The 23,414-nt window shown below is 38.2% G+C and carries 23 protein-coding genes; all 23 read right to left on the reverse strand.

Annotated elements, in window-relative coordinates; all coding sequences use genetic code 11:
* On the reverse strand, positions 1 to 1,701 hold the full coding sequence (locus AC4G3N_RS07570; protein ID WP_491089978.1) for a proline--tRNA ligase: 1,701 nt from the start codon (positions 1,699 to 1,701) through the stop codon (positions 1 to 3).
* 83 nt (positions 1,702 to 1,784) lie between these two features.
* Positions 1,785 to 3,044 (reverse strand): RIP metalloprotease RseP, encoded by a 1,260-nt coding sequence (gene rseP, locus AC4G3N_RS07575; protein WP_140461282.1) that lies wholly within the window; start codon positions 3,042 to 3,044, stop codon positions 1,785 to 1,787.
* A 17-nt stretch (positions 3,045 to 3,061) separates the two neighbouring features.
* Complete coding sequence (gene dxr / locus AC4G3N_RS07580) at positions 3,062 to 4,204, reverse strand: 1-deoxy-D-xylulose-5-phosphate reductoisomerase (protein WP_491089979.1); 1,143 nt, start codon at positions 4,202 to 4,204, stop codon at positions 3,062 to 3,064.
* A 36-nt stretch (positions 4,205 to 4,240) separates the two neighbouring features.
* Positions 4,241 to 5,032, reverse strand: coding sequence for a phosphatidate cytidylyltransferase (locus AC4G3N_RS07585; RefSeq protein WP_139891228.1), 792 nt, complete (start codon positions 5,030 to 5,032; stop codon positions 4,241 to 4,243).
* 22 nt (positions 5,033 to 5,054) lie between these two features.
* Positions 5,055 to 5,828: an undecaprenyl pyrophosphate synthase gene (uppS, locus tag AC4G3N_RS07590; RefSeq protein WP_139891229.1), complete on the reverse strand. Its 774-nt coding sequence runs from the start codon at positions 5,826 to 5,828 to the stop codon at positions 5,055 to 5,057.
* A gap of 269 nt (positions 5,829 to 6,097) precedes the next feature.
* Positions 6,098 to 6,655, reverse strand: a complete 558-nt coding sequence (frr, locus tag AC4G3N_RS07595; protein WP_139891230.1) for a ribosome recycling factor — start codon at positions 6,653 to 6,655, stop codon at positions 6,098 to 6,100.
* On the reverse strand, positions 6,655 to 7,380 hold the full coding sequence (gene pyrH, locus AC4G3N_RS07600; RefSeq protein ID WP_139891231.1) for a UMP kinase: 726 nt from the start codon (positions 7,378 to 7,380) through the stop codon (positions 6,655 to 6,657). The genes frr and pyrH overlap by 1 nt, the downstream gene beginning before the upstream one ends.
* Before the next feature lie 152 nt (positions 7,381 to 7,532).
* Positions 7,533 to 8,417 carry a translation elongation factor Ts gene (tsf, locus tag AC4G3N_RS07605; protein WP_066100367.1) on the reverse strand — a complete coding sequence of 295 codons (885 nt, stop codon included), beginning with the start codon at positions 8,415 to 8,417 and terminating at the stop codon, positions 7,533 to 7,535.
* 131 nt (positions 8,418 to 8,548) lie between these two features.
* Positions 8,549 to 9,313, reverse strand: coding sequence for a 30S ribosomal protein S2 (gene rpsB / locus AC4G3N_RS07610; protein WP_066100370.1), 765 nt, complete (start codon positions 9,311 to 9,313; stop codon positions 8,549 to 8,551).
* Positions 9,314 to 9,468: 155 nt separating this feature from the next.
* Positions 9,469 to 9,999, reverse strand: coding sequence for a hypothetical protein (locus AC4G3N_RS07615; RefSeq protein ID WP_066100372.1), 531 nt, complete (start codon positions 9,997 to 9,999; stop codon positions 9,469 to 9,471).
* Between the two features lie 11 nt (positions 10,000 to 10,010).
* Entirely contained in the window at positions 10,011 to 10,325 is a 315-nt protein-coding gene (locus AC4G3N_RS07620; RefSeq protein ID WP_066100375.1) for a hypothetical protein, read from the reverse strand.
* 16 nt (positions 10,326 to 10,341) lie between these two features.
* Positions 10,342 to 11,676 (reverse strand): flagellar assembly protein A, encoded by a 1,335-nt coding sequence (locus tag AC4G3N_RS07625; protein WP_491089980.1) that lies wholly within the window; start codon positions 11,674 to 11,676, stop codon positions 10,342 to 10,344.
* A gap of 24 nt (positions 11,677 to 11,700) precedes the next feature.
* Complete coding sequence (locus AC4G3N_RS07630) at positions 11,701 to 12,474, reverse strand: FliA/WhiG family RNA polymerase sigma factor (protein WP_139891233.1); 774 nt, start codon at positions 12,472 to 12,474, stop codon at positions 11,701 to 11,703.
* A gap of 108 nt (positions 12,475 to 12,582) precedes the next feature.
* Positions 12,583 to 13,086: a chemotaxis protein CheD gene (locus AC4G3N_RS07635; protein ID WP_066100389.1), complete on the reverse strand. Its 504-nt coding sequence runs from the start codon at positions 13,084 to 13,086 to the stop codon at positions 12,583 to 12,585.
* The gene (locus AC4G3N_RS07640; protein ID WP_139891234.1) at positions 13,083 to 13,721 is read right to left on the reverse strand and encodes a chemotaxis protein CheC; all 639 of its coding nucleotides are present in this window, start codon (positions 13,719 to 13,721) and stop codon (positions 13,083 to 13,085) included. Before AC4G3N_RS07640 ends, AC4G3N_RS07635 begins: the two co-directional genes overlap by 4 nt.
* 18 nt (positions 13,722 to 13,739) lie before the next feature.
* Positions 13,740 to 14,201: a chemotaxis protein CheW gene (locus AC4G3N_RS07645; protein WP_139891235.1), complete on the reverse strand. Its 462-nt coding sequence runs from the start codon at positions 14,199 to 14,201 to the stop codon at positions 13,740 to 13,742.
* 29 nt (positions 14,202 to 14,230) lie between these two features.
* On the reverse strand, positions 14,231 to 16,270 hold the full coding sequence (locus AC4G3N_RS07650) for a chemotaxis protein CheW (protein WP_491090088.1): 2,040 nt from the start codon (positions 16,268 to 16,270) through the stop codon (positions 14,231 to 14,233).
* A gap of 12 nt (positions 16,271 to 16,282) precedes the next feature.
* On the reverse strand, positions 16,283 to 17,377 hold the full coding sequence (locus AC4G3N_RS07655; protein WP_066100401.1) for a protein-glutamate methylesterase/protein-glutamine glutaminase: 1,095 nt from the start codon (positions 17,375 to 17,377) through the stop codon (positions 16,283 to 16,285).
* Positions 17,378 to 17,380: 3 nt separating this feature from the next.
* Positions 17,381 to 18,244: a MinD/ParA family protein gene (locus AC4G3N_RS07660; RefSeq protein WP_491089981.1), complete on the reverse strand. Its 864-nt coding sequence runs from the start codon at positions 18,242 to 18,244 to the stop codon at positions 17,381 to 17,383.
* Complete coding sequence (flhF, locus tag AC4G3N_RS07665) at positions 18,237 to 19,409, reverse strand: flagellar biosynthesis GTPase FlhF (RefSeq protein ID WP_491089982.1); 1,173 nt, start codon at positions 19,407 to 19,409, stop codon at positions 18,237 to 18,239. The genes AC4G3N_RS07660 and flhF overlap by 8 nt, the downstream gene beginning before the upstream one ends.
* Entirely contained in the window at positions 19,406 to 21,442 is a 2,037-nt protein-coding gene (gene flhA / locus AC4G3N_RS07670; RefSeq protein WP_066100412.1) for a flagellar biosynthesis protein FlhA, read from the reverse strand. Before flhA ends, flhF begins: the two co-directional genes overlap by 4 nt.
* A gap of 111 nt (positions 21,443 to 21,553) precedes the next feature.
* Positions 21,554 to 22,636: a flagellar biosynthesis protein FlhB gene (gene flhB / locus AC4G3N_RS07675; RefSeq protein ID WP_491089983.1), complete on the reverse strand. Its 1,083-nt coding sequence runs from the start codon at positions 22,634 to 22,636 to the stop codon at positions 21,554 to 21,556.
* A gap of 1 nt (position 22,637) precedes the next feature.
* The gene (gene fliR, locus AC4G3N_RS07680; protein WP_491089984.1) at positions 22,638 to 23,414 is read right to left on the reverse strand and encodes a flagellar biosynthetic protein FliR; all 777 of its coding nucleotides are present in this window, start codon (positions 23,412 to 23,414) and stop codon (positions 22,638 to 22,640) included.

Consider the following 23,414-nt stretch of genomic DNA (forward strand, 5'->3'; position numbering starts at 1 on the left):
TTACAGGATTTCGTTTAATCGACCAGCAAGATCAGTAACAGGCACTTCAAAACTTTCCCCTGTTCGTCTCACTTTAACTTCTACGATTCCTTCGGCAGCTTTTTTACCAACTGTGACTCGAACAGGTAGTCCAATTAAATCAGAATCAGCAAATTTAACACCTGCACGTTCATTACGGTCATCCATTAATACATCATATCCAGCTTGCATAAGCTCGTCATATAATTTCTCACCTAGATTCCGTTGATTTTCATCCTTCATATTAACTGGAATAAGATGCACTTGATATGGAGCTATATTAGCAGGCCACATTAAACCTTTTTCATCATTAAATTGCTCAGCAATCGCCGCAACGGTTCTGGATACTCCAATTCCATAGCAACCCATAATCATCGGCTGACTGCGACCATTTTCATCCAAGTACGTACCGTTCATTGCTTCACTGTATCGTGTTCCTAACTTAAATACATGACCCACTTCTATTCCTTTAGCAAACTGAATGGTGCCTTTTCCATCTGGAGAAGCATCACCAGCCTGTATAAAACGAAGATCTTCATATTTCACATTAGTAAAATCACGGTCAGGATTTACATTAATGTAATGTATCCCTTCTTCATTGGCTCCACAAACCGCATTTTCCAAAACTTCAACAGCGAAATCAGCAATAATTGTCACGCGGTTTTCATCCACTCCAATTGGTCCAATAGAACCAACGCTGCAATTCAGTATATCCTGTGTCTCCTCCGGACTTGCAGGTTCAACGATTGTAGCATTAAAGATATTTTTTAGTTTAATATCATTTAATTCATGATCTCCTCTGATCAATACAAGCACAAACTGATCGTCCACTTTCCAAAGAAGTGATTTAATACACTTATCATTAGTTGTATTTAAATATCTTGATACTTCTTCGATTGTTTTTTGATCAGGTGTTGATACTTTAGTCAGTTCTTTAAGCTCTTCACCTGTTTTTACAGCCGTGTTAACAACAGGTGCCATTTCAATATTAGCTGCAAAGTCAGATGTATCCGAATAAGCGATTGTGTCCTCACCTATTTCAGAAAGCACCATAAATTCATGTGTATCTTTTCCGCCCATAGCTCCAGAATCTGCTATAACCGCTCTGAAATCAAGACCACAACGGCTGAAAATATTGGAATAGGCTGTAAAGATACGATCATACACTTCATCCAGGCTTTCCTGGCTGGAATGGAAAGAATACGCATCCTTCATAATAAATTCACGGCCGCGAAGCAAGCCGAAACGAGGACGCTTTTCATCGCGGAATTTTGTTTGAATTTGATAAAGAGTTAGAGGTAAACGTTTGTATGATTTCACCTCATCACGAAGTAAGCTTGTAATGACTTCTTCATGGGTTGGTCCCATTGCAAATTCACGATTATGGCGGTCATGCATTCTCATTAACTCAGGACCATAGGAATACCATCTGCCGGATTCCTGCCATAGCTCTGCCTGCTGCAGTGTCGGCATTAGTAATTCTACCGCTCCTGCGCGCTCCATCTCTTCTCGAATAATTTTTTCAACATTTTGGATTACTTTTAAACCAAGTGGAAGATAACTATATATTCCACTTGCATTTTGGCGCATAAATCCGGCACGAAGCAATAATTGATGACTTTTTACTTCAGCGTCTGATGGCACCTCTCTTAATGTTGGAATCATCGTCATACTTTGTCTCATATCTATTCACCTTTCTATCCTAATCACTTTACTTTATGTATAGCAGGAGCTTAACACGTGTTTAGCCCCCGCTACTGACTATTTTAAAAGAAAAATCGCTGTATATCATTCCAGGTGACGACGATCATTAATAGCATCAATAAGGCAAAACCAATAAAATGGAACATACCTTCCTTTTGCTTATCAACCGGTTTCCCTCTAATTGCTTCAATTGCAAAGAATAACAGCCTTCCTCCATCCAACGCGGGCAACGGCAAGAGATTCATAATCCCAAGGTTAATACTTAAGACCCCTGCCCATTTTATCAAGTAAAAAATACCTGATTTTGCCACCTCTTCTGTGGAAACATATATACCCACAGGACCTGATAATGCATCTATGGAGAATCCTCCTGTGATTAAATCACCAAGTACAATGAAAATTTGTTTAGTCCATAAATACGTTTCCGTAAATCCATAACCGATCGCTTTGATAAAGGATTTTTCCGTCGGAGCATAGACCCCTATGATTCCCCGTTTGCCGGCTGAATCATCCACTAATTTAGGTGTGACATTTATCTCCTTATTTTGGCCATCACGTTCAACCTCAAAAGTCAGTTCATTATTGGCATTCTTTTGAATAGTTGATTGAATATCACTCCATGAATCAACTTTTTCACCATTAATGGAGTGTACGATGTCTCCTGCCTTAAGTCCAGAGCTAATAGCAGGTCCATCTTCTGTCAGTTTGCCAAGCTTCGGCTCATCGACCACAACACCTTGGGCAATCCCAATAATCATGAATAACACAGCTGCTAAAACAAAATTCATCATCGGTCCGGCAAAGATTGCCATCGCTCTTTGCGGTAATGTTTTTGAATTAAACTGGCGGTCATATGGTGCTATTTGAAGCTCAAGGCCATCTTCTACCATTACCGCTTTTGGATGAACCTTAAAGGTTTGGATAGCTTCATCATTTCCATCTTCATATCCACGAATGATTAACTGATGATCCAGATCTGCTTGTTCCACCTCAATAATTCTTGCTTCAGGATATTTATCCTTGTTAGTGACAATGATTTTGTTAATTTCCTGATTTTCGTTAAACAGTACCCCAATTCGATAGCCTGGTTTCAACTCAACTGTTTCTGCGTCTTCACCAGCCATCCGTACAAAGCCTCCAAGCGGAAGTAAACGAATGGTATAGACAGTTTCATTCTTTTTTATTGTAAAGATTTTCGGCCCAAAACCGATGGCAAACTCTCGACAGAGTATACCTGCTCTTTTTGCAAAGATTAAGTGGCCTAATTCATGAAAAAACACTAATCCTCCAAAAATAAGTATAAACGCTAATATTGTTTCCACTTAATCGACCATCCCTTTTAATATAGTGACTCGATATACCTTCTTGTCTCCTGATCGACTTCCTGAATAGTCTCGAGTTCAGGTTTTTTGATTAGCTGATGACGCTCCATAGCTTTTTCCACCAGTGCCTCAATTTCCAAGAATGGAATCTTGCCCTGTAAGAACAATTCGACCGCCACCTCATTGGCAGCATTTAAAACAGTCGGCATTGATCCGCCAATTCTTCCGGCATTATAAGCGTATTGTAAACATGGATAGCGGTCAAAGTCCATCTTTTTAAAATGTAAAGTTGCCGCTTCTGCTAAATTAAGTCTCTTTGAAGAGAAAAGCGGTAACCGATCCGGATATGAAAGAGCATATTGGATAGGCACACGCATATCTGGGGTCCCCAGCTGCGCCATCACACTTGAATCGTGAAATTCCACCATAGAATGGATAATGCTTTCCTGGTGCAATAGGACATCAATCTGTTCATATGGCAAATTAAACAGCCAATGGGCTTCAATCACTTCAAGTCCCTTATTCATCATTGTGGCAGAATCTATTGTTATTTTTGCGCCCATAGACCAATTTGGATGATTGAGTGCATCTTTAACTGTAACATTCTTTAACTCATCTCTTGTTCGGTCTCTGAAGCTTCCTCCAGATGCTGTGATAATCAAGCGTTCAATATTTTTAGCCTTTTCACCCTGTAATGCCTGGAATATAGCAGAATGCTCACTGTCAACCGGCAGTATAGGCGTTTGAAACCTCTTGGCAGCCTCCATAACTAAATGTCCGGCTGTCACCAATGTTTCCTTATTAGCAAGGGCAATTTGTTTACCAGCTTCCATCGCCTGCATGGTAGGAATTAAACCAATGCTTCCCATTACGGCATTCACTACAATATCTCCGTTTACATAAGTAGCTGCCTCTATTAAGCCTTCATGTCCGTATACAATTTTCCTGCCCGGATATTCCGTCTTCAGTCTTTCCGCATCTTCTTTTAGCTGTACACAAATCAGTTCGGGCTGGAATTCCTGAATGATTTTCCGAATTCCGTCCACATTTCTTCCGCCTGAAACAGCTGTTAAGTTAAATTCCTCTGGATGATTGCGTACAATATCTATCGTTTGCATACCGATAGACCCTGTAGCCCCTAATAAATTGATCCTTTTCAAACTAAAGCTCCTCCCCCAGCAATTGTATAGTTACGTTTAAAAAATGAAGAAGTGCAATATGGGAAGAATAAAAATCAAACTATCAAATCTGTCCAAAATTCCTCCATGTCCCGGTAAGATATTACCGGAATCCTTAACACCATAATGCCTTTTATATGCAGATTGTACAAGATCACCCAACTGCCCAAAAATCGAAATTAATAATGCCATTATAATCAGCTTACTTATATTGTAGTCCAAATTAGAGAAAAAATAGAACAGAATTGCAACAACTAATGCACTTCCAACTCCACCAAGGAATCCTTCTACTGTTTTATTTGGGCTGATTTCCGGCCAAAGCTTTCGTTTTCCTAAAGATCGCCCTACAAAATAGGCACCTGAATCAGTGACCCAAATCGTAATTAATACAAAAAGTATCGTTAAGAGGCCATTCTCAACATCTCTTGTCCCAAAAAAGTAATAAAAAGCTACACCTATGTATAGAGAAGACAACAATAGAAAAGCCGCATCATCAAACGTAAAAGCATTTTTAGAAATTACCGTAATCACTAATAACAAAAATGCAATGATAATAACTATATCCATTTTATCGTATTGAATCATATCAAAGAAACTACTGTAACGATCAGGTATCAATAAAACCCATACTAATAAAAACGATAGTAACGATGATATCGTCATTAGCGGCATTTTCTTCATCTTAAGTAGTTCATATAATCCAATTGTCGCCATCGCATAGATTAAAATAAGAAACGGAATATTTCCATAAATTAATATCGGTAAAAATAATGCAATCGCGACTATCGCAGTAATGATTCTTTGTTTCATCCTAAAACCCCTGCCTTCCTCATTATACGCCGCCGTATCTTCTCGATCTGCCCTGGAATTCTTCAATTGCATTGAGCAATTCATGGTCATTGAAGTCCGGCCACAATACATCTGTAAAATAAAACTCCGTATAGGCTAATTGCCATAACATAAAGTTGCTCAGTCGAATTTCGCCGCTCGTTCTGATTAATAAATCCGGATCCATCAGCTGATTGGTCATCAAATACTCAGAGAATCGTTCTTCTGTCAAATCGCTTTCTTCCAAACGACCATCTTTCATATCAGCTGCGGCTTTTTTTACACCTTCGAGGATTTCTGCACGGCTTCCATAATTAAGAGCGAAATTTAAAATTAGACCATCATTATCTTTAGTTTGATCTAATGCTGTAGTGACTGCATTGACAGTATGCAAAGGCAGTCTCTTTTGATCACCCATAATTTGAACCCTAACGTTTTCTTTCATTAATTCCGGCAAAAACGTTCCTAGAAATTCTTCGGGTAATTTTAACAAATAATCCACTTCATCTTTTGGACGTTTCCAATTCTCAGTTGAAAAGGCATAAACCGTTAAAACCTTAACTCCCAATTCATTAGCTAATTTAGTCGTTTTACGCACGACCTTCATACCCTCATGATGTCCAGCTACTCTTGGCAGTGCTCTTTTTCTTGCCCACCGGCCATTCCCATCCATAATAATGGCAATATGGTCTGGTATTTTATTTTGTTTTACCTTTTCTATTCTTTCTGGTATAGAATACTGTTTCCCTTTTTTCTTAACTATCTTCCATCCAAACATGTTATTTCCTCCAAAAGGAATTAATCTTCCCTGCTTATGTATATTTGATCATTTAGCCTTAGTACAAATTCCATAACCTATCATACCACATTTAATTGTCACAAACATTTCTGTTTGTATGTTTGTTTCCTGGCAGTTTTATGGATTTCTAACAGTTAACCTTTTTGGACACACTGTATGATTCTGTTATTATATAATTTCGTCACCTAATACATACTAGGTGTAACAAAAAAGCCCCTTTAGATAAAAGGGGCTTTATGATATAAAAATCAAACTTCCATGATTTCCTTTTCTTTATCTTTAGCAAGAGCATCGATTTTCGCGATATGATCATCCGTCATTTTTTGAACGTCATCAGAATATCCACGAAGTGCATCTTCTGTAATTTCCCCGTTTTTCTCAAGCTTTTTAAGGTCATCATTACCATCACGGCGTACATTACGAATCGCAACTTTCGCTTCTTCAGCTTCCTTCTTCACTTGTTTAACAAGGTCACGACGACGTTCTTCAGTTAGTGCAGGAACACTTAAACGAATAATATTACCATCGTTCACTGGGTTAAGTCCAAGATCAGATTTCAGAATTGCCTTTTCAATATCACCAAGAATGGTTTTGTCATAAGGTGTAATAACCAGCATACGAGCTTCCGGAACGCTGATTGACCCAAGCTGATTTACAGGTGTAGGTGCTCCATAATAATTTACAGTCAATCTGTCTAAAAGGGATGCACTAGCACGACCTGCACGGATAGAGGCTAATTCTCTGGAGAATGCCTGAATTCCTTTATTCATCTTTTCCTTCGTATTGTCTATAACTTGTTTTGCCATTATTCTTTCCCCCTAACAATAGTACCTATAGTTTCACCCATAACGGCACGTTTAATATTTCCTTCTTCCATTATTGAGAAGACAATTAGTGGAATGTCATTATCCATACATAAAGATGATGCTGTGGAGTCCATTACAGATAAACCATCCTTAATTAAATCAAGATAAGAAAGTTCATCATATTTTACGGCACTGCTATCTAATACAGGGTCTGCACTATATACACCATCAACATTATTTTTACCCATGAGAATGACATCTGCTTCTATTTCGGCAGCCCGTAAAGCTGCTGTCGTATCTGTAGAGAAATACGGATTTCCAGTACCTGCAGCAAAGATAACCACACGTGTTTTCTCTAAATGGCGGATTGCTCTGCGACGGATATAAGGCTCAGCTACTTGTCTCATTTCAATAGATGTTTGGACACGTGTCTCAATCCCTTGTTGTTCCAAACTATCCTGAAGCGCAAGTGAATTCATGACTGTTGCAAGCATTCCCATATAATCGGCAGTTGCACGGTCCATTCCAAGTTCACTGCCTGTTTTACCGCGCCAAATATTTCCGCCACCAACCACTACTGCGACTTCTACACCAAGCTCCGCAACTTCTTTCACTTGTTTAGCAACTGAAAAAATTATGGTTGGGTCAATCCCAAATCCTTGAGCACCGGCAAGTGCCTCTCCACTTAACTTTAATACAACTCTTTTATACTTTACGCTGCTCATAGTAACCTCCACCGTCATTAGTTATCGATCTATCACAAGCTTTAATAGTCGATATCCTCATCTAATACTCTGTTTATTTTAAGGAAATGTATTCTTGAAAAATAGGGAACACAACGTGTCCCCTATTTTTATGCTATACACATGTAATTAGATTAGTCTTTTTTAATTTGGCTCATTACTTCTTCAGCGAAGTTATCTTGTTTCTTCTCGATACCTTCTCCTACTTCGTAACGTACGAACTCAACGATTGTAGCGCCATTTGCTTGTACAAATTGACCAACTTTTTGATCTGGATTTTTAACGAATGTTTGATCCAGTACACAAATTTCTTCAAAATATTTACCTAGACGGCCTTCAACCATTTTCGCAACGATTTTTTCAGGTTTTCCTTCGTTTAATGCTTGTTGTGTTAGAACTTGACGCTCATGTTCAACTTCTTCAGCAGTAACTTGGTCACGTGATACGTATTTAGGGTTTAAAGCAGCGATGTGCATAGAAACATCTTTCGCAACCGCTTCTTCAGTTGTACCTTCAACGATAGTTAATACGCTGATACGTCCGCCTTGGTGGATGTAAGCTCCGAAAGCTCCGTTTTCAGGTTTTGTTTTGATTTCAAAACGACGAAGAGTGATGCGCTCACCAATTTTTGCAATAGCAGCATTAATGTGGTCAGCAACAGTTGCACCGTTAGTCATTGTTTGAGTTAAAGCTTCCTCAACATTTGCAGGTTCATTTGTTAAAAGATGTGCAGCCAATTCTTTTACAAGAGTTTGGAATGCTTCATTTTTAGCAACGAAATCTGTTTCAGCATTTACTTCAAGGATAACTGCTTTATCGCCTTCAACAACGATAGAAGTTAAACCTTCAGCAGCAATACGATCGCCTTTTTTAGCCGCTTTCGCAATACCTTTTTCACGAAGGTAATCGATTGCTTTATCCATGTCACCGCTTGTTTCTTGTAGTGCTTTTTTGCAGTCCATCATACCTGCACCAGTTTTTTCACGTAATTCTTTAACCATTTGAGCAGTAATAGCCATTTGGTCTTCCTCCTTTATATCATCCGATAAAATCAGTATGTAGCAGTGTGCGAATCCGTATACACCACTCTATTTTATTTCAAAAAAAGGTGATAAAAGGCACTGTCCTCTTATCACCTTTAAAAAATCAATTAAGCATTTTCAACTGTAGTTGCTTCTTCTGCTTCAACAGTTTCTTCAACTACTGTTTCTTCTGCAACTGGAGCTGTTTCTTCACCTTGTTTACCTTCAAGGATAGCATCAGCCATTTTACCAGTAAGCAATTTAACAGCACGGATTGCATCATCGTTTGCAGGGATTACATAATCGATTTCATCCGGATCACAGTTTGTATCAACGATACCTACGATTGGAATATTCAATTTATGAGCTTCCGCAACAGCGATACGCTCTTTACGTGGGTCAATGATGAACAATGCATCAGGGATTTGTTTCATATCCTTGATACCGCCTAAGAATTTTTCAAGACGCTCTTGTTCTTTTTTCAATTGAATAACTTCTTTTTTAGGAAGAACTTCAAACGTTCCGTTTTCTTCCATTTTTTCGATTTCTTTAAGACGTGCAATACGTTTTTGAATTGTTACGAAGTTTGTTAATGTACCACCTAACCAACGTTGGTTAACATAGTACATACCAGCACGGCCAGCTTCTTCTTTTACAGAATCTTGAGCTTGCTTTTTAGTACCAACGAAAAGCATAGTACCGCCATCAGCAGCCAAGTCTCTTACGAAGTTATAAGCTTCTTCTACTTTTTTAACCGTTTTTTGAAGGTCAATAATGTAGATACCATTACGCTCCGTGAAAATATATTTTTTCATTTTTGGGTTCCAACGACGAGTTTGGTGCCCGAAGTGTACACCTGCTTCAAGCAGTTGTTTCATTGAAATTACAGACATGTTTGTTCCTCCTATGTTTTGTTTTTCCTCCGCTCAAATCATTTTCAGGCTGAAACTGTAGGTTTACAGCACGATCAGTCCAAATCCTCAAGCGTGTGTATTAACACCATGTCATAATATAGCATAATCTCAGCATACAATCAAGTCTTTTTACTTTACTTTTGATTTAATTTAAATAAAAGGTCAATTTCTGTTTTGCCACGGCCCATTTTTTTTGCAATTTCCTCAATTGTTTTCCCTTGATTCTTCATATTCTGGGCCTCAGCCAATATAGGGACTCGTTCTAAATCTTGGTCGATAACATCTGATTCCGTTTTTTCTTCCTTAAGATGATTCGTAACGGATTGCCGGCTCGTATTTTCGTAGGCATTCCGTGCACTCTGCTGTCTATATCCATTTGGTAACCCTGTCATAGTGTGATCTATTTTCTCTTCTTGATCAGATAGCTTTCGAGGTCCTTCAGTGCGTGATATCTTACCAGTATCACCCACAAACAACTGTTTAATTTCATCGTTTTCTTCCTTCATTTCGATTATAAACGTATGGATTAGTTCCTCAACTTCTTTTTGATATTCTTTACATTCCTTCTCGAATTGAATAAGACGATTCTGCCTCAAATAAAGGATAACAATTGCTAAAACAGCCACCATATTGACCATGATGCTTACTATGAGTATAAATGTCATTTTGTCTCCTCTTATCCCGAAAAATCTATTCTCTTTCCCTTATAAGGTTGGGTTTCTGCTTGCGAAAAGGCAGAATGATTTTTAGTAGATTCATCATTCTGCCGCCGTTTTTCCTGCTGCCGGCCCTTGGAATGATTATTCCAATCAACCGAGCTATTCTTTTCTTGCCTAAGTACTGTTTCATTTTTTGCTCTTGTACTCTTTTTTTCCTGTTCGGAAGCATGCTCAATCAGTTGTTGACTACGATTCTGCAACAGCTCCTGGATTTTACCTGCATCCTGCGTTCTGGGTATTGCAACTTGCAATTCAATCGCTTTTAAACTCATGATTCATTGCCCCCTTTTAGAGCGGATAAACAGATATCTCGTTTCCCTTATCAGTAAATCTCACTGACTGGTAATTTTGATTCAGAGGCATGCTATACTTACCCATTTTTATATAAAGATTAGGGTAGCATGCACCGTTAATAATTAATTCCTCATCGATTTGCAGCTCATAATCTAACATTAATCTCTCTTGCTTAAGTTTTTTCATTTCATCCACTAAAAAATCTTTTGTTTTCCTTTGTTTTTCCAGCAAAAGAGCATCCTTTTTGTCATTCGATAACCTTGTTTTTTCTTCAAGCTTCACAGCTATATACGAGAGTTTCGAGAGTGTTTTTTGCATTTTTTGATAACGAGAATCCAAATCCTGCTTAATCATTTCAATTGCATCATTATTTCCGATATGTATTTCAGTACGTGTATAGTGTAAATTCCCTGCATCCATCAGTTCCACTCTCTTGCCAGCCCTTAAAACTCCGCCTATTAGATGTCCTTTTTTACAGGTTACAGATTTCATGGAAGTTACAAAACTATGGAGAATAGCATGTTGAATAATGATATTACCGCTTGATATTACATTTGCATAGTTTATGTATAAGGCGTATAGATCTCCGCCTGTTCGAATACTGCAATTCTTTTCCCCAGTAATTCCGCCCTTGACAATAACCGAGCCGCCAACATTAATGTCTGATCCCTCAATCATACCGAAAACTTTTAAATCGCCACCGCACGAAATCGTATAACCGACGGGTATATTGCCCTCAATATACACATTTCCAACAAAATCAATATTGCCTACCTCCAGGCTCAAATCTCCTTTTACATAAAAAACAGGATTAACCTGTATAGTATGACCTACTATACTGATTTGTCCGTTAATCGTTGAATAGAGGCTTGATTCATGTTCAATGACATTGGGTCCCAATTTATAGACGGCTCTTTTGCCTGGTTTCGGTTTGATTTCATTTCCGAAAATATCCATTCCAAATAGACCATAAGTTGGTTGAGATGCAGCCGCAATTTTATCTCCTGTAGAGATGGATGGGATATCCATTACATTTCGGAAGTTAAACGGTTGCTCCCCTGTGTCTATTCCCTTTGTATATTCGAGTTTTAATTCTCCATCCTGTCCGTTTTCCGGTAATTTCCCTTCAGCAATCAATAAAGGAAAAACAACCTGCTCCGTATTCAGTAAATGTACTTTTGTTTCCTTTTTTATGCCAAAGATAATCGGCAAAGAAACAAGCCATTCATCTATTTGTCTATCAGAAACCGATTGTGCCTGATTCCCTATAGGTATAATCCAGGCCTTCATTTTATCTTGGGAAACCTCTAGTTTATATGGAAAATCCATTATTCCACTCCCAAACCAATAGCTTTAGCGGTAGATTGTTTTTGCTAATAACTCTTTTAATTTAAATAGTGCACGTGAATGTATTTGTGAAATTCTCGAAGTCGATAGCTTCAAAATGTAGCCGATCTCTGTAAGAGTCAGCTCCTGCCGATAAAATAAGTCCAACACTAATTGTTCTTTTTCACTTAGCCTATGAATGAGGTCTCCCATCTCTTTGAGCAATTCTTTTTTAACAAGGGCTTCTTCAGGAGATAGCATGCGCTCGTCTTTCACTGTATACGATTGCGCTTCCTGTTCCGAGTGAGTATCATGCGGCTGTTCATCCATTGATAAAATATTGGAAAAGAAATTCTCATTCGTGATTTTGACAACCTCATCCTCTGTAATCCCTAATTCTTCGGCAATTTCAACAGGTGTGATATTACGCATATTCTTCTGCTCTAACGCTTCTATAGTCGAATCTATTAATTTTGCTTTTTCTCTCGTACTTCTTGGCAACCAATCTTCTTTACGCAATCCATCTATAATGGCTCCCCTAATTCGAAAGGAAGCATAGGTCTCAAATTTTAAATCACGGGATGGGTCGAATTTTTCTAAAGCATCAAATAGACCCATATTCGCTAAACTTCTTATATCATCTCTATTCACATTTTTAGGCAGGTTCACTGAAATTCGTTGTACATGATAACTGACCAATGGCAAGTATTTTTTTGCCAATATGTCTCCAGCCTGCGCGTCCCGGCCTTCAAGCCATTTATGCCAATACGTCTGTTCTTCACCGGTATTCACTTGAGACATTTTGACCCTCCCCTTAGTTGGTTTATTATGGTAATTAAATTATAACAAAAAACAACAGATATACATCCGACAAATTTCCCTTAATTTCGCTCTTTACCGAATGAAAACTTAAATAGAGCAGGAACCCTGATTAACCGTACGAATGTGCAATATACTTGTAATCGGATTAAATTCAATTGTTCTTCCACTGTTTCCGCCAACATCTTCAGCAATTATCTGGATATGATTTTCCATAAGCTGAATTTTCACAGCATCTACATTTCGCGGTCCGATTCTCATCAGATCACTTCCTGAACTGAATTGAAACATTTGCGCTCCACCTGCAAGTTTTGCCTTGAGCAATTGACTTTTTATTCCCTTATTCTTGAATTGTTTAATAAGCTCTGGTATTGCAGTATCTGCATATTTTGCTTTATTAAATGTTTTACCTCTGGCAAGTGAGGAATCCGGCAGCATAACATGAACCATTCCTGCTATCTGTTGAGATGGGCAGTAAAGGACAACACCAACACAAGATCCAAGACCGGCTGTTCTAATAATGGAACCCTTATAAGCAAAATTCATATCTGCAATTCCAACGCGGATAATTTCCTGTTCGTGACGAGGATTCATTCCATATTCACTCCCAATGTAGAAAAGAGTGTATCAAATGATTCAGGATCAGGCAGTAAGAAAAAGTGCCCATTTACATCTTTTTCTTCCTTACTATCAGACTCGGTAAAATCCGTATCAATGATAATCGCATAATCGCCAACTTGGGAAAATTCCAGTAATCCATACCCGAGCAAGGCTCCCACCATATCAATCCCCAGCACAGGAACAGAAGGATATATTTTCATACCAGTAAAATCAGACAAGGAAGATAAATACGAGCCAGATAGAATATTGCCCATTTCTGTCAGGGCAGATAAAGAAATTTCATCATCCAATGAATGATCAAAGGAAAATTGATTGGAACCGGTCATTTGGTTAATAAATCTGGTTGCCTGCGATAAAGAAAGGATAAAATACATATTGCCGGTGATGTCACCTTCTATTCTCATGTAAACACTGGCTACAACATTATCCGCTCCTCCTGCAAGCTCCATTGTTTCGTCAAATGTTGCAATTTTCACGGAAGGGACACTCATCATAACCGGTTTGTTCACTAATAGAGATAAAGCAGTCGCAGCATTACCTGCACCGATATTACCAATTTCCTTTAAGGTATCCAGTTGGAGATGTGTTATGGAATCCAGATATGACATGTCCTGCCCGCCTTCTTCCTATATAGATTGTGTTGTTCCAAGTACTTGTAAAATTCGTTCGAGTTTGATTAATATCAACAAACGTTTATCAACCTTCACAACGCCATTTATAAAATCAATCTCCTGCATACCGATAACTTTAGGCTGCGGTTCAATTAAATCAGCCGGAAACTCTAAAACATCCCTGGCTGAATCAACAATCAATCCCACTTCAAATTCATTAAAGGAAATAATGATAATCCTTGAAGACTCATCATATTCTTTTTGCTCTAGGCCAAACCGCATTCGAAGGTCAATAATCGGTGTAATCGTCCCTTTAAGATTAATTACTCCCATCACAAAGGGTTCTACACCCGGAACTCTTGTAATAGTTGATACTTTTTCGATAGACAGCACATACTCGACAGGTATTGCATATTCTTTATTCACTAACTCAAAGACTATAACTTTCTGCATCTGTCTATTATCATTGTCAGCCATATAAACTCCTCCTTATCTTACAGCCCTGCTTACTTAACAAGAGAATTGCAATCTATAATCAATGCAACTTGACCATCCCCGAGAATCGTAGCTCCTGAAACAGCGAAGACAGAATTTAAGTAATTACCCAATGATTTTAAAACGATTTCCTGCTGACCAATGAATGAATTGACAACTAACCCGGCCATCTTGTCTCCATTACGCACAATTACTAATGACAAAAAGTCTTCCTCCTCCCGACAAACAGGGATAGAAAGAATTGAATGCAGATACACGAGCGGGATAATCTTACCTCTAAAGTCAATGACATCTTGATTATGTGATCTTAATACTTCTTCTCTTTGGACGATATACGTTTCAATTATGGAAGATAAGGGAATTGCGTACTTTTCATCCTGAACTTCAACTAGCATGACTGATATGATTGATAAGGTAAGTGGCAATTTCACAGAAAAAATAGATCCATATCCTAGGCGTGAATTAATAGACACACTTCCACCAAGAGATTCGATGGTATTTTTCACAACATCTAAGCCAACCCCCCGGCCTGATATATCAGAAATCTCCTTAGCTGTGGAAAAACCCGAAGCGAAAAGAAGTTCGTTTTTTTGACGTTCTGTCATGATTTCAGCTTGTTCTTCTGTAATAATTCCTTTATCCACTGCTTTTGTTACAACCACATCTGTATTAATACCAGCGCCATCATCTTCTATTTCTATAAAAACGTGGTTGCCACTATGATAAGCCTTCAGGATGACTGTACCCTCTTCAGGCTTGCCCTTGTCCCGTCTAGCTTCCGGTGTTTCAATACCATGATCCAAAGCGTTTCGTAAAAGATGCAGCAGAGGATCACCAATTTCGTCAATAACAGTCCGGTCTAACTCCGTTTCCGCACCAATAATTTCAAGACGGATGTGTTTATTCAGATTACGCGCAAGCTGCCTGACCATACGCGGAAACCGATTAAAAACTGTTTCTACTGGTACCATCCTCATATTTAGGATTATTGTTTGCATATCACCAGAAATTCTTGTCATATGTTCAACTGTTTCAAACAGCTCTGCATCTTTTAAATCCTTCGAAATTTGTTCGAGTCTTCCGCGATCAATCACTAACTCTTCAAATAGATTCATTAATATGTCAAGGCGCTCAATATTGACCCGTATCATCTTACTATGAGCCACTGCAGTATTAACAGAGGAAGCTTTTTCATCTTCCTTACCCTTTACCTGCTTTGTTGAATGCACCTGCAGCTGATTCGCATTTTCCAGATCCTTTGTGGCTTTATATTCCTGATCCTTAGATGTCTTATTCGGCACCAGCGAAACTCGTACAGACTCAAGCTCTGATACTTTTAAGATTCTCTGTTCGATATCTATTGCAGATTGTTTTGATAGGATCGTTGCCGTAAACTCCTGCCCAAAATCTTCTTCCTCAAGAACATCGACGGGAGGAACCGACTTAATTACTTCTCCCAGTTCAGCAAAAATTTCATAAACCATAAAAACACGGACTGCTTTTAAGATACAATCATCATTTAAAATCACCTTAACAGAGTAAGCTTTAAAGCCTTGGTCGATTGATTGTTCCATGACCGCCCATTCGTATTCGTCATAAATATCCGCACGGGATTCCATTTCTACTGGAGCACCAGGATGTTCTCTATCTGCAGAACCTATCATAACGATTTGACCTGCTACTATGTTTTCTAATTTTTCTATTGTTAAAGAGACATCTCTTTTTCCGTTTCCACCATCTGCAACCGATAAAACCATTGCTTCCAAATCATCAACAGCTAAAAATACAATGTCTAAAATGTCGGTATTAACTTTTATTCGCTGATTTCGGATCTCATCCAACACATTTTCCATTTGATGAGTTAATCGTGCTAAATCATCAAAACCCATTGTCGCAGACATTCCTTTTAATGTATGGGCTGACCTAAAAATTTCATGCACAATCATGACATCATCAGGATTTTTTTCGAGCTCCAATAATAGTTCATTACAAGTTTGTAAGTGTTCCTTGCTTTCTTCTATAAAAACCTCTAAATATTGATCTAAATCCAAGCTCATTTACCTTCACCTCTCACCCTTACAAATTTCATTCAATACTCCAGCTATATGACCCAGAGGAATTATTTCATCCACCAATCCCGTAGCGATTGCCGCTTTTGGCATACCATAGACCACACAAGTTTCTTCAGATTCAGCAATAATTCTGGACTTTTTAAACTTTCTTAAATTCATAATTCCCTTCGTACCATCTGATCCCATACCTGTCATAATAACGGCTACACATTCGTATACAGGGGGCAGTTCGGAAACTGAATCAAACAAGACATCCACCGATGGACGGTGGCCATTAACGGAATTAGTTTTATCCAATTTGGCAATCAGCACACCAGCTTGAACTGAAGCTTTTAAATGAAATCCACCAGGTGCAATATAGGCTGTTCCATTACATAAAATTTCTCCCTCTTCAGCTTCCTTCACAGTTATTTCTGACAACTCATTTAGTCTCTCAGCCAAGTGTTTTGTAAACCCTTCCGGCATATGCTGTACAATGAGAATAGGTACCGTATTCTTTTTAAGTAATGGCAATACGGTATACAGTGCTCGCGGTCCTCCCGTCGAGGTTCCGATACAAATAATTTTTTGGAAGGGAACATCCGTATTTTTTTCATTGACATTTTCAGTCAGATTCAGTTCCTGTGAAATTTCAGCGATTGGCGGCACATTCATCAGGCGATTATTTTGGTCAAACACGCTCATATTTACTTTGGCAGCCTCTTTCACTTTCTGAATCATTAGACTCTTAATTCTGTGTAAATCCTGTGAAAATGAACCAGAGGGCTTTTCGATAAAATTGACTGCACCAAGCTTCATGCTCTCCATAATCATATCTACACCCGATCTGTTAGTACCGGAAAGCATAACCACAGGCATTGGATTTTTTTCCATGATTACCTGCAATGTCGTTATACCGTCCATTACAGGCATTTCTATATCCAGTGTAATGACATCAGGTTTCAGCTTTTCCATTTTCAAAAGCCCATCTGCTCCATTTCTAGCAATGCCCACCACTTCAATTTGTTCATCTTCTTGTAAAAATTCAGTTATCAACTTTCTCATAAAAGGTGAATCTTCAATGATTAGAACTTTAATAGCAGCCAAATCTTAAGCCTGCCTTTCGAAAAGAAAATTCTTCATCTTTTTCATAAACGAAGCAGGTGAATTGCCCTCTTTATCCACGCTTCCCATATACTGAGCAATGATTTTGTTTAGTGCTTCACTAGATGGAGCCCGAGAATTCAAGAGGATAAATGGAATTTGTCTTATGACTGCTTTTTGTACCGTTTTATCATCTGGCAAAATCCCAAGTGCCACGATTTCTTTATGTAAAAACTGTTGCGCAGCTCTCGTTAAACGTAAAATGACCTCATTGCCTTCTTTCCGGCTTGAAGCCCGGTTACAGAGAAGATAGAACGGTGCATCCGTTCTGCTAACAAGATATTTCATCATGGAATAAGCATCCGTTATTGCCGTTGGCTCTGGTGTTGTAATATAAATCAATTCATTCGCAGAAACGATAAATTGCAAGGATTGTTCTGATATTCCCGCACCCATATCCAAAATAATAAAATCATATTCTTCCAGAATGCTTTGAAATTGATGGCTAAAGTGAGCAAATTGTTTTTGATCCATTTTAAAAAAATTTGTTAAACCTGTACCCCCAGGAATATAATGGATTCCTTCAGGCCCGGCAGAAATAGCCATCCTTAGAGGGATCCCCTCATTAAAATGATTTGCTATTGTATATCTGCCCATTTGGCCTATTAAGATATTGATATTTCCCATTCCTACATCAATATCTATAATCAATACTTTTTTATTTTGCTTAGCGAGTCCAATTGAAAAATTTAATGAAAAATTGGATTTACCGACTCCGCCTTTTCCACTTACAACTGCAATTACTTTGGCAGATGGCTCTTCTTTTTTATATTGTATCTTTTGTCGAAGCAGTTCCGCTTGGTCATACATATAAATGACCTCCACATACCATTTTGACAATTTTGTCCGGGGTGGCAGCAATAATATCATCGGGAACATCTTGTCCATTTGTCATATAAATAACTGGAACATGATGTTTAAGAATAAAATTCACCACGGAACCATGATAGGCAGTTTCATCTAATTTGGTAAAAATAGCTCCGTGAATGGGTATTATGGAAAACTGGTTATAGATCGCTGTCATATCAATCTCTTTGGAAGTAGCGGAAAAGACAAGATATGTCAGCATATCGATATTAAAATCAATCAGCCCTTTAAGTTCCTCAACAAATTCCTGATTTCGAAAATTTCTGCCTGCTGTATCTATAAATACATGATCGTAATGGGCAAAACGCTCAGCAGCTTGTTTAAAATCATCACTGTTATACGCCACTTCGACTGGTACTCTCAATATCTCTGCATATGTTTTCAATTGTTCAATAGCTGCGATTCGATAGGTGTCCGTAGTGATGAACGCAATTTTTTTATTATGCTTAATCACATATTCAGCTGCAATTTTTGCAATTGTAGTGGTTTTCCCAACACCAGTCGGACCTATAATATTTATATATTTTCTCTTAAATAATTGCTCACCATTAACGGCAAAATTCTTTAATTGTTCAAGTAAGTAGATATGGACCAGCTCTGATAGGTCCGCCTTAGTCATTTCAGCAGACCTTTGATTATTCCTCCATTTTCCCAATAGATACTCCAACAGTTTGTCGATTATATGCTTATCCAACTCCATTACAACAAGCTGATGGTGTAATTCTCTTAATGGATCTGGAAAGTGATTGTATTTGGATTCTAGTGATAACATTTGTTTCATATCGTGCAATTTTTTAAGTATTTCATTAGATGGGTTATCGATATCTTTTTTTGTTGAATTGGAAAATTGAACAGGTTGTTCAATTGATTCCTTTTTTATGGATGGAATCGTATCTTTATTTACCTTCGTGAATGTTGTTTTTTTACTTTCCACTGAATCGGTATCCAATGCGGCAATCACTTCAAATGATTTCTTTTTAAATAGACCAAGAATACCATTGCTATTGACTACTTTTGAATTTAATATGACGGCATCATTTCCAAATTCCGCCCGTATTTTACTCATCACTTCTTGCATGGATATCCCTGTAAACTTCTTCACATTCATTCAGCATTCACCACCCCTACACTTTGTACCTCTATATTTGCTTCCAATTCGTTATATGATAGTACCGGAAGCTGCGGGAAATATCTCTCTGTCAGCTGGCGCACATACATCCTTACAGCTGGTGAACATAACAATACAGGTGCCTGATCAAGTAAGGCATGCTCCTCAAGCTTTCCTGCTACTGATTCAAGGATTTTCTGTGAGTTAGTCGGATCTAGCGATAGATAATTACCTTGTTCTGTCTGTTGAACACTGTCGGCAACGATTTTTTCAACTCTTCCAGAAAGAGTTAACACTTTTAAATTATCACCCGTTACATATTGGTTTGTGATTTGACGGGCAAGTGCCTGTCTAACATATTCCGCTAAAATGTCAGTATCATTTGTCATCCTTCCAAAATCAGCTAAGGTTTCAAAAATAACTGGTAGGTTCCTAATTGAGACCTTTTCTCTCAATAATTTAGCCAGAACTTTTTGTATATCACCTACAGATAAAGGATTAGGCGTAACCTCTTCTATTAAAATTGGTGCAGACTCTCTGAGATGCTCAATTAATTGTTTTGTTTCCTGACGCCCAATCAAATCAGCTGCATTTGTTTTAATGACTTCAGTAATATGTGTGGAAACAACTGATGGTGGATCCACAACGGTATAGCCTAGCATTTCAGCATATTCCTTGGTCTCTTCCGTAATCCACTTGGCCGGCAGCCCAAAGGAAGGTTCTATCGTATCAATTCCTTCTATAGAATCATCATCCATTCCTGGAGCCATCGCTAAATAGTGATCTAACAAAAGCTCACCCCTGGCCATTTCAGCACCTTTAATTTTCAGCCTATATTCATTAGGCTTAAGCTGAATATTATCTCTGATTCTTACAACGGGTATAACAAGACCCAATTCAATAGCAAGCTGCCTGCGAATCATAACCACCCTGTCCAAAAGGTCTCCGCCCTGATTGGCATCCGCTAATGGAATTAACCCATAACCGAATTCAAACTCAATCGGATCAATACTGAGAAGACTAATGACGCTTTCCGGACTTTTCATTTCTTCCGCTTCTGCGGTATCATCTGGTTCCAGTTCAGAAACAGTGCTTTCTTTTTGTTGAATAGATGTAGCTTTATAAGCCCCCAAAGCCAATAGACCAGAAATAAATAATGTTAGAAAATTATTAATCGGTGTAAAAAGCCCTAATAACAGAATAGTTCCGGCAGCAATATACAGCATTTGTGGATAAGCAAAAAGCTGAGATGTAATATCTGAAGCAAGATTGCCATCTGATGCTGCTCTCGTCACGATAATACCTGTCGCAGTTGAAATCAGTAAGGCTGGCACCTGACTGACAATCCCGTCCCCTACAGATAAAAGTGAAAATTTCACAGCCGCCTCACCAAATGATAAATCCATTTGCATAACACCGATAATCATTCCGAATATCAGGTTGATTAAGACAATAATAATACTGGCTATGGCGTCACCTTTAACAAACTTGCTGGCACCATCCATCGAACCAAAAAAATCAGCTTCTCTCGACACCTTATCACGTCTGGTTCTCGCCTCTTGTTCAGAAATCATTCCGGCATTTAAATCGGCATCAATACTCATTTGTTTACCTGGCATTGCATCAAGCGTAAATCGGGCTGCCACCTCTGCTACACGTTCAGCCCCTTTTGTAATGACAATGAATTGAATAATGATTAAGATTAGGAAAACGACCAATCCAACGATCACTTGACCGCCAACTACAAAGTCACCGAATACATGAACGACTCCACCGGCATCCCCGTGTGTCAGGATTGCTCTAGTCGTAGAAATATTAAGGCCGAGTCTAAATAACGTGAGGAGCAACAGTAAGGAAGGGAAAATAGAAAATTGCAAAGGTTCCTGTGTATTCATTGAAGTCAATAATACTAATAAGGCAAGAGAAATATTGACCATGATTAAAAAACTTATCAACCATGTTGGTAAAGGGATAATTAACATGGCTACAATCATTATGACGGCTATTAAAACTGATAAATCTCTTGCTCGCATGCTACTTCTCTCCTAACGGGTAATTAATAGAACGTGAATCTATCAATATCTTAGATTAATTATGCTAACTATAATCAAACGGCAAAAATGATATCAGGCTAATCATATTTCCTACGACTTGCCTTTCAGTTTATAGACGTACGCAAGAATCTCAGCCACTCCTTTGTAAAACTCTTCAGGAATTGCCTGACCGATATCTGCCTGATTGTACAATGCTCTTGCTAATGGTCTGTTTTCCATCATCGGAATATCATTTTCTTTAGCGACAAGCTTTATTTTCTGGGCAACAAAATCCAGCCCTTTTCCTACTACATATGGTGCATCCAGCTGATTTTCGTCATATTTTAAAGCAATCGCATAGTGGGTCGGATTCGTAATTACTACATCAGCTTTTGGTATCTCCTGCATCATTCTCGACATGGCCATTTCTCTTTGTTTTTGCTTGATTCGAGACTTTATTATCGGATCTCCTTCGATTGTTTTATACTCTTGTTTAATTTCCTGTTTAGACATTCGAATGCTCTTTTCAAAATCGAAACGTTGATAAAGATAGTCCAACAGGGCTAAAAACAATAAAGCTCCCGAAGCAAACAAACCGGTTTTGACTGTAATATCTGCAAGTGTAATTAAGGATGCCCCCATCGTTTTAGTTGAAAGCATCATAATTTCATCCAACCGCGACCAAATAGAATAAAAGGTTATAACTCCAATGACCGAAATCTTTAATATAGATTTGAGCATTTCGACGAGCGCTCTCATTGAAAAAATCCGTTTAAACCCTTTTATTGGGTTAATTTTTTCAAGCTTAAATTGTATAGTTTCGGTTGAAAACATGGCTCCTACCTGCGCAAAATTAGCGATAATTCCGGCTATAAAAGCCGCTAACATAATAGGTCCCAAGATAATAGCCATTTGTTTAAGAAGTTCAATAAACATTAAATATAAATCCGCTTCTGAATATGAGAAGGTAGCAGATAGATTGATTGGATACTTAAAAATAGCTAGTAATCTATCTTTTAAAAAACCACCTGCTATATATAAAATGAGAAATACCCCTAACAAAACAACTGCTGTATTGATATCCTGACTTTTGGCAACCTGCCCTTTTTTCCTTGCATCCTGTCTTTTTTTAGGAGTAGCCTTTTCTGTTTTCTCCCCCGAAAAAAATTGCAAATCCAGTTTTAGTAGGCTCATTCTAACTTCCTCCAAGCAGATGCATAAGCGAACGCATTCCTTCCAATGTTGTATTCAAAAGCCCTTTTACCAGAAGTAAGATGGTTCCCATCGTAATAGTTAACAAAATTAAACTGACAAATATTTTGATTGGAAAACCAATAACAAATATATTCATTTGCGGCACCGTTCTTGCTACAATACCTAGTGCTATATCTACCAAAAACAAACTTCCAACAATTGGGATAGACATTTGAAAAGCAATGATAAATGACTGTGTAAAGAAATGAATCATCAATGTGAGGATTTGCTCATTTCCAAACGGAAGAAAATCTGTTGACAAAGGGATGAATTCATAGCTGTAAAAAATTCCGTCCAATAACAAATGATGTCCGTCAATCGCCAGCAAAAAAAGGAGTGCAAATGTATAAAGATATTGACCCATTAAGGGACTTTGAACCCCTGTCTGCGGATCAATGACATTAGCCATTGAAAAGCCCATCTGAAAATCAATGAATCCTCCGGCTGTTTGAACAGCTGAGAACATCATATACGCAAAAAAGCCAATCATTAATCCGACTAAGGCTTCTTTTAACACCAATAAAAGATATAAACCGTCAATTTCAAAGCCTGGAGAAGATACCGTATAATACATAATCCAGGCGAGCAGAGCACTGATTCCTAAGCGATGCTGTGCAGGAATCGTTCTATATGAAAAGATAGGCATTGTAATAAAAAAGGATGCAAGACGTACAAAAATCAATAAGTATACACTAAATTTGGGAACAATCTCTTCCAT

This window comes from Bacillus sp. z50 (assembly GCF_058313585.1).